Genomic DNA, 15,760 nt, shown 5'->3' with positions numbered 1-15,760 from the left:
TGGCTATGATTTGCCAACCGCCGCCCTGTCGCTGGAGAAACCCAATGAGCTTGACCCGTCGCGACGCGCTGAGACTGAGTATCGCAGGCTACCTGAGTGTTCTGGCGGGCAAGGCGCAGGCCCAAGCCTTGTCCGGCACCAAGGTCATTGTCGTGGGCGCAGGGCTATCGGGTCTTGCTGCGGCACGTGATCTGCAGGCCAATGGCGCAGAGGTCATCGTTGTAGAGGCAGGCCAACGTATTGGCGGGCGGGTCCATACCGATATGTCGATGGGGGCACCTTTCGAATTTGGGGCTGGCTGGATTCATGGGCCAAGCCGTCACAACCCGACGCAACAGCTGGCGCAACAGGTCAAAGCTCGGACCGTGATCACCGATGACGAAAGCCTGGACGTGTTCACATCCGACGGGGCCGACCTGTCGGATGACGACTACGAGCGTCTGGAAGAGATGTATGAAGCGCTGGAAGATCTGCTGTACGACCCCGATGTGTCGGAAGCCTTCAGTGTTAAGCAGATGCTGGCAGATCGCGCGCCTGACCTGCTGAGAGACCCGATATCCCGCTGGATGTTATCGGCGTTTTTCGAGTTCGATATCGGTGCGGGGATCGAAGACATCTCGGCGGCCAATGGCTTTGCGTCCGAGGAGTTTTCTGGCGAAGACGTTGTTTTCGTGAATGGATATGATGCGATCCTTGCCCCTTTGGCGGAAGGTTTGGATATCCGGCTTAGCTCGCCTGTCACCGAGATTTCGCAAGACGCAACAGGGGTCCGCATCAACGGGATCGACGCAGATTACGCTGTGTGCACCGTGCCTCTGGGCGTCTTGAAATCGGGCGCGATCGCGTTCGATCCGCCCCTGCCGGGTGATCTGCAGCAGGCGATTGCGCGAACAGGCTTTGGGTCCGTCACAAAGATCGCGCTGAAGTTCGACACGCCTTTCTGGGACGTCGACACGCAGTATTTCGGGATGATGACCGACCCAAAAGGGCGTTGGAATTACTGGCTGAACTATCGCACCTTCAGCGATGAAAACATCCTGCTGGGCCTGTCGGTGGGCAATTATGCCTTGGTCGCGGATCGGATGTCAGAGGCAGAGAAAACCGACGATGCTTTGGATGTGCTGCGATCCGTCTGGGGATCGGACGTCGGGACCCCGCGCATGGTTCTCAGCACCAGATGGTCGCAGGATCCTTTGTTCTACGGGGCGTATTCCTATGCCAAGGCTGGCGGATCGCTGTCGCAGATCGACGTGTTTCACAAGCCGATTGGCGGCCGCGTGTTCATGGCGGGCGAACACACCAGTCGGGAGTATTGGGGCACCACACATGGGGCGATCCTGTCGGGCCGTCGCGTGGCGAAGGCTATTCTGTCCTTGTGATGGGATGCACCGGATCAGTCGGAAAGACGGGTCCGGGCATGCGGCGCGATCAGGTACCGGCGACGCAGGCCCAAGGTTGGGTTAGCCCGCCTTGGTCTTCGCCTCGACCTCTTCCGCCAGCGCTTCGGCCCTTTCAGTCATCGCCGCCAGCTTGTCCATCAGCCCCTCGGGCATCGGGTTCTCAGCCGCTTTCGCCAGTTCCTGCGACCGGATTTCGGAGCGTTTCAGCGCGGTCTTCAGGCGGTCGATTTCGGCGCGCAGGGCCTCGGCCTCGTCGTCCATGACCTTCAGGCGGTCTTCGACGCCTGCGGTGCGGTCGGCCAGCATCAGGCCGGACATCAGCAGCATCCGCGCCTCAGGAATGCGGCCGGTCTGAGAGATCAGGCTTTGCGCTTCGACATTCAGCATCTCGGCGGCGGACTGAAGATAGTGCTCCTCGCCCTCCTGGCAGGCGACCTCAAAAGTGCGGCCGCCGATGTTAATTTCCAACTCGGGCATCAGGCGTCCTCTTTCTTCTCGGCCAGCAGCGGGGCCAGCGCGTCGAGAATCGCGCGTGCTTCGGCTTCGCTGGTGGATTGCAGGGCGCGCAGGGATTCGAGCTCGGACGCCATGGCGGTGTCGATCTTGGCCGGGTCACCCAGCTTTTCTTCGCCTGCTTCGCGCAGGGCCTGAATGGTGTCGCGCAGGTCTTCGTTGGCCTGACGCAGGCGGTCGGCCTCTTGGCTCAGGTCGGACAGACGGGTCTGCAGCGCGGTTGTGGTCTTCTTGGCGTCTTCGATGGTTTTCTTCAGCGTATCAATGGTTTGGGCCGAGGACTTCGCGGCCTCGGCACCGTCGCCAAGCACGCCGACACCGACCGAAATCCGGTCCATTGCCGCGCTTAGCCTTTGCTGAAGCTGGTCGATATCACTCATTGCCGGGCCGCCCCTTTACCGTTCCGGTCCCGCCCTTTCCGGGCTTTTGGACATGGCCATTCGAATCACTGGCCGTAGCTGATTTTGCACAACTCTATCCAAAACATGAAGGTTTGCCCAAATCTGTCTGTAAAGTTTGTAGAATTTCCCGTTCGGGGCGCGGCTTATCGCTGGCGCGACGCGTGGGTGCGGCCACGCGCGGCTTGCAACTGACGTCGCGGTGGGCCATTCACCCCGGTAACGCAAACACGGGTAAAAAGGAGCCCTTCGTCCGTGGATATTGATGCCCTCCGTTCCGCCCATCCCGATCACTGGTCCAAGGCCACCGCGATCCGGGCCCTGACGCTGGATGCCGTTGCTGCTGCGAACTCTGGCCACTCTGGCATGCCCATGGGGATGGCCGACGTGGCGACGGTGCTGTTCGAAAAGCACCTGAAATTCGACGCCTCTGCCCCGCTGTGGCACGACCGGGACCGGTTCATCCTGTCGGCGGGCCATGGCTCCATGCTGCTGTATTCGCTGCTGCACCTGACGGGCTATGAGGATTTCCCGCTGGAAGAGGTGAAGAATTTCCGCCAACTGGGCGCCAAGACGGCGGGCCACCCCGAGAACTTCCTGGCGCATGGAATTGAAACCACGACCGGGCCTCTGGGTCAGGGCATTTCCAACGCCGTAGGTTTCGCGATTGCCGAGGAAGCGCTGCGGGCGCGGTTTACCAAGAAGCTGGTGGATCACCATACCTATGTGATCGCCGGCGACGGCTGTCTGATGGAGGGCGTGAGCCAAGAGGCGATTGCGCTGGCGGGCCGGCTGGAGCTGTCCAAGCTGATCGTCTTCTGGGACAACAACAACATCACCATCGACGGCACGGTCGAGCTGTCTGATCGCACCGATCAGGTCGCGCGCTTTCAGGCCTCTGGCTGGGACGTGCAGGAAATCGACGGGCACGACCCCGAAGCGATCGATGCGGCGATTGCCCAGGCGAAAAAGGGTAAGCGCCCGCAGATGATCGCCTGCAAAACGCATATCGCCCTAGGCCATGCGGCGCAGGATACCTCTAAGGGGCACGGCGCGCTGACGGATGCGGATCAGATGGCCGCGGCCAAGCAGGCCTATGGCTGGACCACCGGCCCGTTCGAAGTGCCCGCCGACGTGAAATCCGCGTGGGAAGAGATCGGCCGCCGCGGCACCGAGGAGCGGTTCGCATGGGAAGGCCGTCTGGCCGAAGTGTCCGACCGCAAACGTGGCGAGTTTGAGCGCACGATGTCTGGCGAGGCACCGAAAAAGCTGTCGTCGGTCATCAAGGCGCTGAAGAAGCAGGCCAGCGAAGCGGCGCAGAAGGTCGCGACGCGGAAGGCATCGGAAATGGTGCTGGAGGTCATCAACCCGGTGATGCCGGAAACCATCGGCGGGTCGGCTGACCTGACCGGATCGAACAACACCAAGACCGGCGATCTGGGCATTTTCGACGTGGATAGCCGCGACGGTCGTTTCATCCACTACGGCATCCGTGAACACGGTATGGCCGCAGCGATGAACGGCATGGCGCTGCACGGCGGTGTGCGCCCCTACTCTGGCACGTTCATGTGTTTCACCGACTACGCCCGCCCCGCGATGCGTCTGTCGGCGCTGATGCAGCAGCCGGTGGTTTACGTGATGACCCACGACTCGATCGGTCTGGGCGAAGACGGTCCGACCCACCAGCCGGTTGAACATCTGGCGATTTCGCGCGCGACGCCGAACACGCTGGTGTTCCGTCCGGCGGATGTGGTCGAGACGGCAGAGGCCTGGGAGATCGCGTTGACGCAATCCGCGACGCCGTCGGTTCTGTCTTTGACCCGTCAGAACGTTCCTGCCGTGCGGTTGGAGCATAAGACGAAGAACCTGGTGGAACAGGGCGCTTATGTCCTGAAGGATGCCGAAGCGGGCAAGCGTCAGGTAATCCTGATGGCCTCCGGATCGGAGGTCGAGATCGCCTTGGCCGCGCGGGACACGTTGGAAGCTGAAGGGATCGGATGTCGCGTTGTGTCCATGCCCTGCATGGAGCTGTTCGCCGATCAGCCCGAGAGCTATCGCAAGCGCGTGCTGCCTGCGGGTCCGGTGCGTGTCGCGATCGAGGCTGGCGTGCGTCAGGGCTGGGATCGTTGGCTGCTGGGGGAACGCGGTCGCGAGGCCAAGGCGGATTTCGTCGGCATGTCGTCGTTTGGTGCCTCGGCCCCGGCAGAGGTTCTGTACGAACATTTCGGGATCACCGCAGAGGCGGTGGTCGAGAAGGTCAAAGCGATGCTGTAAGGCATTGAGGCCTGAGAGATTGAAACGGCTCGCTTCGGCGGGCCGTTTTCTTTTGTGGATGTTAGATGAGCCGCGGAGCGTCGTGCCGCGGGACGGCGATCCGACCGTTGAGCAGTGCGCTTTATGCTTGCCGTGGTAGCGCATCTGTCGAGCGTGGCGGCAACGTCAGCCATTCGCCGTGCCGGGGGGCGGCACGACGATGCGCGGCGGCCTGCGGCCTTGATTCCGCGCCGGGACATCATGCAGAGGGCAGCGCCCGACCTGGAGGGCGTTGCCGACAATTGTGTCAGGTCCGCGCTTAAAAAGCATCAATGTTCCATGTGCGGTTTAAGCCATCGCCAAGAACGCCCTCCGGGGGGAGGTCGGGCGTTGCCCGGCGTAAACGCCGGGCGGAGCGCCTGGTTTATGTGGCACACCGGAATTAAGTGGCGTTTGCGAAAGATCGCTCTTGGTCCTGCGCGCGTTAGCGCAACCACCCGATAATAACGCTAACAGCGGCCTAAATCCCCGCTTCTCCATCTTATGTTCTGCCCCCAACCCCGCTATAGCGCTGGCAAACATCAAGACAGGAGACGCCCGCATGACCGTGACGCTCGGCATTAACGGATTTGGCCGGATCGGCCGCTGCACCCTTGCCCATATCGCGCAAAGCGTTCGCGACGATGTGCGCGTCGTCAAGATGAACGCCACCGGCCCGATCGAGACCAGCGCCCACCTGCTGCGCTACGACTCAGTCCATGGACGGTTCGCCAACGACATCACCATCGATGGCAACACAATGGACGTGGGCAAAGGCCCGATCGAGGTCTTTTCGACCTATGACCCGCAGGAACTGGACTGGTCCGGCGTGGACGTGGTTCTGGAATGCACGGGCAAATTCAACGACGGCGAAAAGGCCAAGGTGCATCTGGAGCGTGGGGCCAAGAAGGTCCTGATCTCGGCCCCGGCGAAGAACGTGGAAAAGACCATCGTCTTCGGTGTTAACGACGATCAGCTGGCGGCTGGCGACACGATGATTTCGAACGGCTCGTGCACGACGAACTGCTTGGCCCCGCTGGCCAAGGTGCTGAACGACGGCATCGGCATTGAATCGGGCATCATGACCACGATCCACGCCTATACCGGCGACCAGCCGACGCTGGACCGTCGTCACAAGGACCTGTACCGCGCCCGCGCCGCGGCGATGTCGATGATCCCGACCTCGACCGGGGCGGCGAAAGCCTTGGGCGAAGTGCTGCCCGAGTTGAAGGGCAAGCTGGACGGATCGGCGATCCGGGTGCCCACGCCGAACGTCTCCGCCGTGGACCTGACCTTTGTTGCCGCGCGCGACGTGTCCGAGGACGAGGTGAACGACATCGTGCGCAAGGCGGTTGCGGGCGATATGGGCCGCGTCATGTCCTATGACCCCGAACCCAAAGTGTCGGTCGATTTCACGCATACCGAGGAATCGTCGATCTTTGCCCCCGACCAGACCAAGGTCATCGGCGGCCGTCTGGTCCGCGTTCTGGCGTGGTACGACAACGAATGGGGCTTCTCGGTCCGGATGGCCGATGTGGCCGCCAAGATGGGTCAGATCGGCTAAGTCCAGCCTGTCCCACTGCCCAATCTCTCAGGGGCGGCGCGCCGCCGCCCTTGATCCCAACCTTCCGCTAGGGCATAGCGCCAGTAGTGGTGAGGGGAGTTTCGGGTGACCAATCAGATTGCTGCAGGCCTTGCGGCCATCATCATTGCGCTGCTGATTGCCGATTGGCAGGTCTATGACCTGTCCAACAGCCTGTTTCTTGCCAGAAAGTTTGCAGAGCTTCTGGAATGGGTCGCCTTTTGGCGATAAGCCGTATCAGGCTTAGAAAAATCGGATTATGATCGACTATCTTCCCAATATCATCCTGCTGCTCATCGCGCTCTACGTGCTGATGACGTTGGGCTATGTCGCGTTCTCTTACCGGCAGGCCAAGCGGTACGAAAAACTGGTGCCGCCGCGGGGGGCGTTTACCAATATTTCGACCGGGCGGCTGCACTACGTGGATTGCGGCGAAGGCCCCGCGATCCTGATGATTCACGGGCTGTCGGGCAACCTTGGCCATTTCGATTGCGGCGTCATCGACGAGCTGGCCAAGAATTTCCGAGTGGTGGCCATTGACCGCCCCGGCGCAGGCTATTCCGAACGGCCCGAAGACCACCCCGCCAATGTGCGTGCGCAAGCCCGGTTGGTGGCCGAGGTCATTCAACGGCTGGAACTGGATAACCCCTTGCTCGTCGGCCATTCCTTGGGCGGTGCGATTTCGCTGGCCCTAGCATTGGAAAAGCCCGAACTGGTGCGCGGCCTTGCCCTTCTGGCCCCCTTGACGCTGCCCATCAACGACGCGCCCGAAGCGTTTTCCGGGTTGGACATCAAATCCGACTGGTTCCGCCGCATCATCGCATGGACCACCGCCGTACCGCATATGATCCGCCACCCGGAGCCCGTTCGCCAGCAAGTGTTCGGGCCTGACGAGATCCCGCCAGAGTTCGCGCTGAAAGGCGGTGGTGTGCTGTCGATGCGGCCCAAGGCTTTCATCAACACCAGCCGCGATTACCGCGCGTCCGGCGATGATCTGCCGGGCATGTCGCGCGAATATGCCAAGCTTGCTGTGCCGGTGCGGGTGCTGTTCGGGCGCGACGACCGTATTCTGGACCCCGAGCATCACGGAGAGGTGCTGGTGCGCCGCTACCCTCAGATCGGGCTGAAGATGATCGATGGCGGGCATATGCTGCCCGTCACGCATCCCGAGGCCTGCGTGCGGTTCATCCGCGACGCAGCCGAGGCGATGAAGGACCGGAAGTTTATTTCCCGAGCTTCGCCAGAAGTTTATCGTTAACTGCAGGCGTCACGAACTTGGTCACGTCGCCACCCAGGCGGCAGATTTCCTTGACCAGTTTCGATGCGATGGCCTGATGCTTGGCGTCTGCCATCAGAAAGACCGTCTCGACCGAGCTGTCGAGGGACCTGTTCATGCCAACCATCTGATATTCGTACTCAAAATCCGCCACGGCGCGCAGGCCGCGCACGATCACGGATGCGCCTACATCGCGGGCGCAGTGGATCAGCAGATTTTCAAACGGATGGGCGACGATTTCGGTCCCGGTCTGTTCAGACAGCTTGGCACATTCGTATTCGATCATGGCCACGCGTTCTTCCAGATCGAACAGCGGGCCCTTGTCGCGGTTGATGGCGACGCCGATGACAAGACGGTCGACCAGCGAGGCGGCGCGACGGATCACATCCACATGGCCAAGGGTGATGGGATCGAAGGTGCCGGGATAAAGGCCGATGCGCATGGCGTCCTCTCGCTGTCGCTATCTGGGTTCTGCGCACGCAACATTATTGCGCGATGGAATGCAAGGCTTTGGGACAAATATTCGCGCAGTGCAGCATCGGGCGCGGTCGGTGGCCCCTGTGATATAGGACCGCCGCGTATTTGCCGGGTCAGTGCCCTGCGACCATTCCTTCCAATGCGTCACGTTCCATCGACAGTTGGCTTAGGCGGGCTTTGACCACGTCACCGATCGTGACGATGCCGACCAGCTTGCCATCTTCGACCACGGGCATGTGGCGGAACCGGCCATCGGTCATACCTTGCAGCACCTGATCGGCGGTGTCGCCGCGCGCGCAGCAGACGGGGTTCTTGGTCATCATCTGATCGGCCGTATCGCTTAGGCAGCTGGGGCCGCGCTTGGACAGGGCGCGCACGATATCCCGTTCCGACAGGATCCCATCCGCCGTATCCCCCGAAGCAGACACGATCACACCACCGATCCGGTTTTCGGTCAGGACCTGCGTGACCTCTGACACGGGCGTGTCGGGGCGCACCGTCACCACGGTCTGATTGCTTTTGGACGTCAGGATCTGCTGGACGATCATGGCCATTCCTCCCTTGGCTATTCCGTCCCCTCAGCGTCCGCGCCCTGCGACATTTTGTCAAGCTCGGCCTCTAACCGGGCGACTTCGTGGCGCAAACCATCCGACAGAAGCGCGGCGAAACGGTTCATCCTTTCCAGCCGCGCGTCATCCGCATGACGCACAAGGTAAAAGCTGCGGCGCAGGCTGATGCGATCTGTCAGGATGCGGCGCAGGTCCGGGGCGGAGGGCAGCGCAAAGTCATGCACGATCCCCACCCCTGCCCCGTGGCGCAGCCAGTTGAACTGCACCAGCACGGAATTCGAGGCCAGCGCGACGTGGTCGACGCCAAGTTCGCTTAGGTAATCCAACTCCCTGTCAAAGATCATGTCGGGGATATAGCCGGTGATCCGGTGGTGCCTAAGCTCGGCAAGGTCGGTGATGGGCCCGTGGCGATTAAGGTAGCGGGCCGAGGCCGCCAGATGCAGGTGATAATCGGTGATGCGCTGCACCAACAACCGACCGGCTGACGGCGCGCTGACGGTGACGGCCATATCGGCCTCGCGTCGGGACAGGTTGAACAGGCGCGGCAGGGCGACAATTTGCAGTTCCAGTTCCGGGTTATCGGCTTGGATGGCGGCGCAGACCTGAGGCAGCAGGAAGTTCGCGACGCCATCGGGCGCGCCGATGCGAATTTGGCCCGACAGGCCGCCTGTCTGGCCCGTGATCTCTTCGCCCGCCTCCAGCACGGCCTGTTCAGCGCGTTGGGCATGGGCGATCAGGCGCTGGCCCGCTTCGGTCAGGGCGTAGCCTTGGGGCGATTTGGCGAACAGGGCATGGCCGATCTGTTCCTCTAGCCGGCCAATACGGCGGCCCACTGTGGCGGGGTCGATCCGCAGGCGACGTCCGGCGGCAGACAGGCTTTCATCCCGCGCGACGGCAAGGAATATTCGCAGATCATCCCAATGCATTGCGGCCCACCCTTTGCAAAAACGCAAAACCTATTTGCCCGATTTCCCCTGTCTTACGCAATCCCGCAGGCCTATCCTGCGCGCAAATTTAGGAGGATCCCATGCAGGAACTGACCCATTACATCGACGGCGCCCATGTCAAAGGCACCTCGGGCCGCTTTGCGGACGTCATGAACCCCGCCACCGGCGAAGTGCAGGCCAAGGTGCCGCTGGCATCCAAGGACGAGCTGGACCGCGCGGTGGAAATCGCCGCAGCCGCCCAGCCCGCCTGGGCCGCAGTGAACCCGCAGCGCCGCGCCCGCGTGCTGATGGCCTTTGTTGGCCTGCTGAACCGCGACATGGACAAGCTGGCCGAGGCGCTGAGCCGCGAACATGGCAAGACCTTCCCGGATGCCAAAGGCGACGTGCAGCGTGGTCTGGAAGTGGTGGAATACTGCATCGGCGCGCCGCAGATGCTGAAGGGCGAATACACCGACAGCGCCGGCCCCGGCATCGACATCTATTCGATGCGTCAGGCGCTTGGCGTCACCGCGGGTATCACGCCTTTCAACTTTCCCGCCATGATCCCGATGTGGATGTTCGCCCCGGCCATCGCCTGCGGCAACGCGTTCATCCTGAAGCCGTCGGAGCGTGACCCTTCGGTCCCGCTGATGCTGGCGGAACTGTTGGACGAGGCCGGGCTGCCCAAGGGCATCATTCAGGTCGTGAACGGCGACAAGGAATCGGTGGACGCGATCCTTGATAACGAGGTGATCCAGTCGGTCGGCTTTGTCGGATCGACCCCGATCGCGGAATACATCTATTCGCGCGGCTGTGCGGCCGGCAAGCGCGTGCAGTGCTTTGGCGGCGCCAAGAACCACATGATCATCATGCCTGACGCGGACATGGATCAGGCGGCGGACGCGCTGGTCGGTGCCGGGTACGGCGCGGCAGGTGAACGTTGCATGGCGATTTCCGTGGCTGTGCCTGTGGGTGACGAGACGGCGGACCGCCTGATCGAGAAGCTGATCCCGCGGGTCGAAAAGCTGAAGGTCGGCCCCTACACCGCGGGCGACGACGTGGATTACGGCCCTGTCGTCACCAAAGCGGCCAAGGAAAACATCCTGCGGCTGGTCCAAACCGGAGTGGATCAGGGGGCGAAGCTGGTCGTCGATGGCCGCGACTTCAGCCTGCAGGGCTATGAAGACGGGTTCTTTGTCGGCGCGCATTTGTTCGACCACGTCACCACCGACATGGACATCTACAAGACCGAGATCTTTGGCCCCGTCCTGTCCACCGTCCGCGCCAAGACCTACGAAGAGGCGCTTGGCTACGCAATGGACCACGAGTACGGCAACGGCACCGCGATCTTTACCCGCGATGGCGATACCGCGCGTGATTTTGCCAACCGGATCAACATCGGGATGGTGGGTGTGAACGTGCCGATCCCGGTGCCGCTGGCCTATCACACCTTTGGCGGCTGGAAGAAGTCGGCCTTTGGTGACCTGAACCAGCACGGTCCTGACGCGTTCAAGTTCTACACCCGGACGAAAACGGTGACGGCGCGCTGGCCCTCGGGTCTGAAAGAAGGCGGAGAGTTCCACTTCAAGCCCATGGATTAAGCCAGAAAAGTTAACCAGTTACCCCGCAACCCATCAGGTGAGGCCGCAGGATTGAACCGATTGGTCAAGTATGCTTGTCTGAATCTGAGGCGCTTTGGCGTCACGTGCGGGTGTGGGGTAACGGGGACTTTTGATGCCGCTGAAATATGCGATCCATGGCGATCTGAATCTGGTCTACGTGCGGTACTGGGGCGTCACCAACGTTGCGGAAACGATGGAGGTTTTCGGCCAGTATTCCGCCGACCCGGAGTATCACCCCGATCAACGGCATCTGGTCGATCTGCGCGAAGTGGTGGAATACGAACGGTCCTTTCCCGAGCTGATGAAGTTGCAGGCGCGCAAGGCCGATACGGTCACCCGGTCCCGGGCCCCGACGATGATGGTCTATCACGCGCCGACCCGGATCAGCCTGACCATGGCACGGTCAATCCTGAAATCATGGGACGGGCTGGGCGCGGTCGTGGGCCGGATCGCCCAATCCGAAGCCGAGGCGCTGTCGATGCTGGGCGTGGACGAAGAAAACTTTGCCAACCTGCGCAAACGCACGGCCTGATCCGCTATACATCTTATAAAATCTACGCGTCCGGCGCGGGGCCTGCCCCTGCTGCCGTCGCTGTCCATTCGCAAGGAGGAGAGAATGGAATTTGATCTGAGCGAGGAGCAATCCGCGATTTTCGACATGGCCCATGCCTTTGGGCAGGAAAAGATCGCCCCCTTTGCCCGTCAGTGGGAAGCCGAGGGCACGATCCCCAAGTCGCTGTGGCCTGAGATCGGTGAACTGGGCTTTGGCGGCCTGTATGTCAGCGAAGAAAACGGTGGCGCGGGTCTGGGGCGGCTGGACGCCACGCTGGTGTTCGAAGCGCTGTCGATGGCCTGCCCTTCTGTTGCGGCGTTCCTGTCCATCCACAACATGTGCGCCAAGATGATCGACACCTTTGCCGCGCCCGAACTGCGCGACCGCGTGCTGGCCGAGGCGCTGCCGATGAACAAGGTGCTGTCCTACTGCCTGACCGAACCGGGATCGGGATCGGATGCTGCCGCACTGCGCACGCGGGCCGACCGGACCAACGAAGGTTATCGGCTGAATGGGACCAAGGCCTTCATCTCGGGCGGGGGGTATTCCGACGCTTACGTCGTGATGGCCCGGACCGGAGAGAACGGGCCAAAGGGGATCAGCACGCTTTATGTCGAAGACGGCACTCCCGGTTTGTCCTTTGGCGGACTGGAAGACAAAATGGGCTGGAAGAGCCAGCCGACCCGCCAAGTGCAGTTTGACAATTGCGATGTTGATGGCGGAAATCTGGTTGGTGAAGAGGGTAAAGGTTTCACTTATGCGATGATGGGCCTCGACGGCGGCCGTTTGAACATCGCGGCCTGTTCTCTGGGGGCTGCGCAGGCCGGGCTGAACATGACGCTGGATTACATGGCCGAACGGAAGGCCTTTGGTCAGTCGATCAACCAGTTTCAGGCGCTGCAATTCCGGCTGGCGGATTTGGAGATCGAGCTTCAGGCCGCCCGCACCTTCCTGCGGCAGGCCGCGTGGAAGCTGGATCAGGGCGCGCCGGATGCAACCAAGTTCTGCGCCATGGCCAAGAAGTTCGTGACCGAGACGGGATCGAAGGTCGTGAACCAGTGTCTGCAATTGCATGGCGGCTACGGCTATCTGGCGGATTACGGCATCGAAAAGCTCGTACGCGATCTGCGGGTGCACGAAATCCTTGAGGGCACGAACGAGATCATGCGCCTGATCGTCGCCCGTCAGATGGTCGCGGCATGAGCGATATCGACATCCGCATCAAAGGACGCACCGGTCGGATCACGCTGCAGCGTCCCAAGGCGCTGAATGCATTGACCTATGATATGGCGATGGCGATCTATGCCGCGCTGAAGGACTGGGCCGACAACGACACTGTCCAACTGGTTGTGATCGACGCCGAGGGGGACAAGGCGTTCTGCGCGGGCGGGGATATTCAGGACCTCTATGATACTGGGACCGCTGGTGATTTCGCCTATGGCCAAAAGTTCTGGCGCGATGAATATCGCCTGAATGCGCGGCTCGCGGAATATCACAAACCCATCGTGTCCTTTATGCAGGGGTTCGTCATGGGCGGCGGCGTTGGCGTCGGGTGCCATGTGTCCCATCGGATCGTCGATGACAGCACCCAGATCGCCATGCCGGAATGCGGCATCGGGCTGGTGCCGGATGTGGGTGGGTCGATGATCCTTGCCCACGCGCCGGGCCAGCTGGGGGCCTATCTGGGCCTGACGGCAGCGCGCATGGGTCCGGGTGATGCGATCCGCGCGGGATTTGCCGACCGGCATATCGCGCGGGCCGATTGGCCGCAGATCATCGCGGAGCTTGAGGACACCGGCACGACAGTGGCCTTGCCAGACGGCACGACCGACCTGCCCACGCCCTTGGCCGATGATCAGGCACTGATTGATGCGTGTTTCACCGGCACGCTGGAGCAGATCAAAGCCAAGCTGGCTGAGCATGACGAAGACATCTCCGCGCAGGCGCTGAAGGCGCTTGGTCGGAACTCTCCGCTGGCGATGGCGGTGGCGCTGGAGATGCTGAAAAGGCTGGGGCCGGACGCGGACATCCGCGAGGCACTGACGCTGGAGTATCGCTTTACCGCACGCGCGATGGAGCATGGGGATTTTCTGGAAGGCATCCGGGCGCAGATCATCGACCGGGACAGAAACCCGCAATGGAAACATCAGGTTGTGAGTGAGGACGAGATCGAGATGATGCTGTCCCCCCTGCCCGATGAGCTGGATTTTGAGGAGGAGACAGCATGAAGATCGGATTTATCGGTTTGGGCAACATGGGTGGTCCCATGGCCACCAACCTTGCCAAGGCAGGCCACGAGGTCACGGGCTTTGACATGGTCGACGTCGCAGTTGAGGGCGTCACCATTGCCAAAAGCGCGGAAGAGGCTGCCGCGGGCGCCGAGGTGGTCATCACCATGCTGCCCAACGGCCAGATCCTGCGTACCGTCGCAGACCAGATCGTGCCTGCGATGGCATCCGGCTCCGTGCTGCTGGATTGTTCGACCGTGGACGTGGACAGTGCCCGCGCAGTGGCGGATCAGGCCATGGCGGCGGGACTGCTGGCACTGGATGCGCCTGTGTCGGGCGGCATCGGCGGCGCGCAAGGCGGGACACTGACCTTCATGGTCGGCGGGTCCGAGGATGCCTTTGCCAAGGCCAAGCCGCTGTTCGACATCATGGGCCAGAAGGCCGTGCATTGCGGCCCGTCGGGCAACGGTCAGGCGGCCAAGATCTGCAACAACATGATCCTTGGCGTCACCATGATCGCCACCTGCGAAGCCTTTGCTTTGGCTGACAAACTGGGGCTGGACCGTCAGGCGATGTTCGACGTCGTCTCGACCTCGTCGGGGTATTCTTGGACGATGAACGCCTATTGCCCGGCACCGGGTGTGGGGCCTCAGTCGCCCGCCGATAACGGGTACAAACCGGGATTTGCGGCGGACCTGATGCTGAAGGACCTGCGCCTGTCACAGCAAGCGGCAGAGGCGGCAGATGCGGATACGCCCATGGGTCAGGCGGCGGCGGCGCTGTACGCGCAGTTTGTCGAAGGAGAGGACGGCGCAGGCAAGGATTTCAGCGCCATGTTGCCCCGGTTCGAAAAGCGCGGACGGGGTTAAGGCCTTTCGGCGGGATTGTGCGGGGTTCGCTACTGGCTGGAACCCCGCAGCTTCGCGGCACGTTGACTGTCAAACAAAAGGAGTTTGACATGAAACTGCTCACGATTCCCCTTCTGGGCCTCGCACTGGCCATGCCCGCCGCCGCAATCGCCAAACCCGGCAACGGGAATGGCAATGGAAACGGGCACGGCGCTGCCAAGCACATGGCCAAAACCGTGCCGGGTCAGACCGCTGCCTGCCCCCCGGGGTTGGCCAAGAAAGACCCCGCTTGCGTGCCGCCCGGTCTGGCAAAGAATGCAACCCGTGACCGCGTTGTCGAAGTGGGTGACGTTCTGGACGGGGCATACTTCGGGGAACGTTATATCCTTGTCCGCGACCCTGAGCGCTATGCCCTCGACCCCTACGGTACCTATTACCGCATTGGCGGCGACGTGTTTCAGGTTGACCGCGAAACGCGCGAGGTTGTTGCGCTGATCGGTGCCGTAACGGACATTCTGAACTGATTGTTTCCAAAATCGTCCGTAATACCCCCCTTTTTTCAATAGCCTCTGCTGTGGCATACTAGGGGCATTGAATTGGGGCCTATGATGATCCGCGTAACCAGCCTGACCGTTCTGCTAATGGCAACCGCCGCCCCTGTGCTGGCGGATTGCGCTACCGACGGGCTGCGCGTGCGCTGCATCTACGTGGGGGACGACAAGGTTGAAATCGAACAACCGGGCGAGGATGCGCCTGAACGCATCTCTGCCCGGTTCGTCACGGCCAACCAGCGCAATAGCGCAGAGGCCGTGGCGCAGCGGTTCAAGACCGTGGCCGCCCGCCGCGTCACCCCGATGGAGCCGACGTACAAACCCGGCGATACCCTCCCGGCGGATGTGTTGATTATGCTGAACCCAGTGCGGCACGGCCTGCCCCGGCCGCGCGACGGCTGGACGTATTTCACCGTCGGGCGCGAGGTGTACCGCGCCGACCTGCGCAGCCGGCAGGTGCTGGATTTCGTAAACCCGCACATCTCATTGTACTGAACGTTCAGCTTTCGCTGACGCGACCCACGG

Annotated in this window: 17 protein-coding genes; 12 read left to right on the top strand and 5 right to left on the bottom strand. The window is 61.9% G+C overall.

Annotated features, from left to right (window positions below; all coding sequences use genetic code 11):
• The first annotated feature begins 44 nt into the window (after positions 1–44).
• Entirely contained in the window at positions 45–1,379 is a 1,335-nt protein-coding gene (locus ACI3GR_RS04745) for a flavin monoamine oxidase family protein (RefSeq protein ID WP_407492913.1), read from the top strand.
• Positions 1,380–1,460: 81 nt separating this feature from the next.
• Here ACI3GR_RS04745 and ACI3GR_RS04740 read toward each other — a convergent pair whose 3' ends face one another.
• Both ACI3GR_RS04740 and ACI3GR_RS04735 read right to left on the bottom strand, forming a co-directional pair.
• Positions 1,461–1,877, bottom strand: a complete 417-nt coding sequence (locus ACI3GR_RS04740) for a cell division protein ZapA (protein ID WP_407492911.1) — start codon at positions 1,875–1,877, stop codon at positions 1,461–1,463.
• Entirely contained in the window at positions 1,877–2,293 is a 417-nt protein-coding gene (locus tag ACI3GR_RS04735; RefSeq protein WP_407492910.1) for a hypothetical protein, read from the bottom strand. The genes ACI3GR_RS04740 and ACI3GR_RS04735 overlap by 1 nt, the downstream gene beginning before the upstream one ends.
• Before the next feature lie 273 nt (positions 2,294–2,566).
• On the opposite strand from ACI3GR_RS04735, the gene tkt reads away from it, so the two are divergent.
• The 4 genes from tkt (at position 2,567) to ACI3GR_RS04715 (ending at position 7,443) form a co-directional block, all read left to right on the top strand.
• Positions 2,567–4,585: a transketolase gene (gene tkt, locus ACI3GR_RS04730; RefSeq protein ID WP_407492909.1), complete on the top strand. Its 2,019-nt coding sequence runs from the start codon at positions 2,567–2,569 to the stop codon at positions 4,583–4,585.
• Between the two features lie 580 nt (positions 4,586–5,165).
• Entirely contained in the window at positions 5,166–6,167 is a 1,002-nt protein-coding gene (gene gap / locus ACI3GR_RS04725) for a type I glyceraldehyde-3-phosphate dehydrogenase (protein WP_407492907.1), read from the top strand.
• Between the two features lie 105 nt (positions 6,168–6,272).
• Complete coding sequence (locus tag ACI3GR_RS04720) at positions 6,273–6,416, top strand: hypothetical protein (RefSeq protein WP_407492906.1); 144 nt, start codon at positions 6,273–6,275, stop codon at positions 6,414–6,416.
• A gap of 28 nt (positions 6,417–6,444) precedes the next feature.
• Positions 6,445–7,443 (top strand): alpha/beta fold hydrolase, encoded by a 999-nt coding sequence (locus ACI3GR_RS04715; protein ID WP_407492905.1) that lies wholly within the window; start codon positions 6,445–6,447, stop codon positions 7,441–7,443.
• On the opposite strand, the gene coaD is transcribed toward ACI3GR_RS04715, so the two are convergent.
• From coaD to ACI3GR_RS04700, 3 genes are all read right to left on the bottom strand, one after another.
• Positions 7,409–7,903: a pantetheine-phosphate adenylyltransferase gene (coaD, locus tag ACI3GR_RS04710; protein WP_407492904.1), complete on the bottom strand. Its 495-nt coding sequence runs from the start codon at positions 7,901–7,903 to the stop codon at positions 7,409–7,411. The genes ACI3GR_RS04715 and coaD overlap by 35 nt on opposite strands.
• Before the next feature lie 148 nt (positions 7,904–8,051).
• Complete coding sequence (locus tag ACI3GR_RS04705; protein ID WP_407492903.1) at positions 8,052–8,486, bottom strand: CBS domain-containing protein; 435 nt, start codon at positions 8,484–8,486, stop codon at positions 8,052–8,054.
• Between the two features lie 17 nt (positions 8,487–8,503).
• The gene (locus ACI3GR_RS04700; RefSeq protein ID WP_407492902.1) at positions 8,504–9,433 is read right to left on the bottom strand and encodes a LysR family transcriptional regulator; all 930 of its coding nucleotides are present in this window, start codon (positions 9,431–9,433) and stop codon (positions 8,504–8,506) included.
• Between the two features lie 101 nt (positions 9,434–9,534).
• On the opposite strand from ACI3GR_RS04700, the gene ACI3GR_RS04695 reads away from it, so the two are divergent.
• The 7 genes from ACI3GR_RS04695 (at position 9,535) to ACI3GR_RS04665 (ending at position 15,730) form a co-directional block, all read left to right on the top strand.
• Positions 9,535–11,034 (top strand): CoA-acylating methylmalonate-semialdehyde dehydrogenase, encoded by a 1,500-nt coding sequence (locus ACI3GR_RS04695; RefSeq protein WP_407492901.1) that lies wholly within the window; start codon positions 9,535–9,537, stop codon positions 11,032–11,034.
• A 133-nt stretch (positions 11,035–11,167) separates the two neighbouring features.
• A complete protein-coding gene (locus ACI3GR_RS04690; RefSeq protein ID WP_407492900.1) occupies positions 11,168–11,587 on the top strand; it encodes a hypothetical protein in 420 nt (139 codons plus the stop codon).
• 84 nt (positions 11,588–11,671) lie between these two features.
• Positions 11,672–12,811: an acyl-CoA dehydrogenase family protein gene (locus ACI3GR_RS04685; RefSeq protein WP_407492899.1), complete on the top strand. Its 1,140-nt coding sequence runs from the start codon at positions 11,672–11,674 to the stop codon at positions 12,809–12,811.
• Positions 12,808–13,836 carry an enoyl-CoA hydratase/isomerase family protein gene (locus ACI3GR_RS04680; RefSeq protein WP_407492898.1) on the top strand — a complete coding sequence of 343 codons (1,029 nt, stop codon included), beginning with the start codon at positions 12,808–12,810 and terminating at the stop codon, positions 13,834–13,836. The genes ACI3GR_RS04685 and ACI3GR_RS04680 overlap by 4 nt, the downstream gene beginning before the upstream one ends.
• Positions 13,833–14,705 (top strand): 3-hydroxyisobutyrate dehydrogenase, encoded by an 873-nt coding sequence (gene mmsB, locus ACI3GR_RS04675; RefSeq protein WP_407492897.1) that lies wholly within the window; start codon positions 13,833–13,835, stop codon positions 14,703–14,705. Before ACI3GR_RS04680 ends, mmsB begins: the two co-directional genes overlap by 4 nt.
• An 89-nt stretch (positions 14,706–14,794) precedes the next feature.
• Positions 14,795–15,208, top strand: coding sequence for a hypothetical protein (locus ACI3GR_RS04670; RefSeq protein ID WP_407492896.1), 414 nt, complete (start codon positions 14,795–14,797; stop codon positions 15,206–15,208).
• Positions 15,209–15,292: 84 nt separating this feature from the next.
• Positions 15,293–15,730, top strand: a complete 438-nt coding sequence (locus tag ACI3GR_RS04665; protein ID WP_407492895.1) for a hypothetical protein — start codon at positions 15,293–15,295, stop codon at positions 15,728–15,730.
• Positions 15,731–15,760 lie beyond the last annotated feature (30 nt).

Source organism: Pseudooceanicola aestuariicola (genome assembly GCF_045763785.1).
Taxonomy (GTDB): domain Bacteria; phylum Pseudomonadota; class Alphaproteobacteria; order Rhodobacterales; family Rhodobacteraceae; genus Pseudooceanicola.
Note: the sequence above shows the minus strand (reverse complement) of the source record. Positions and strands in the feature narration are given on the sequence as shown.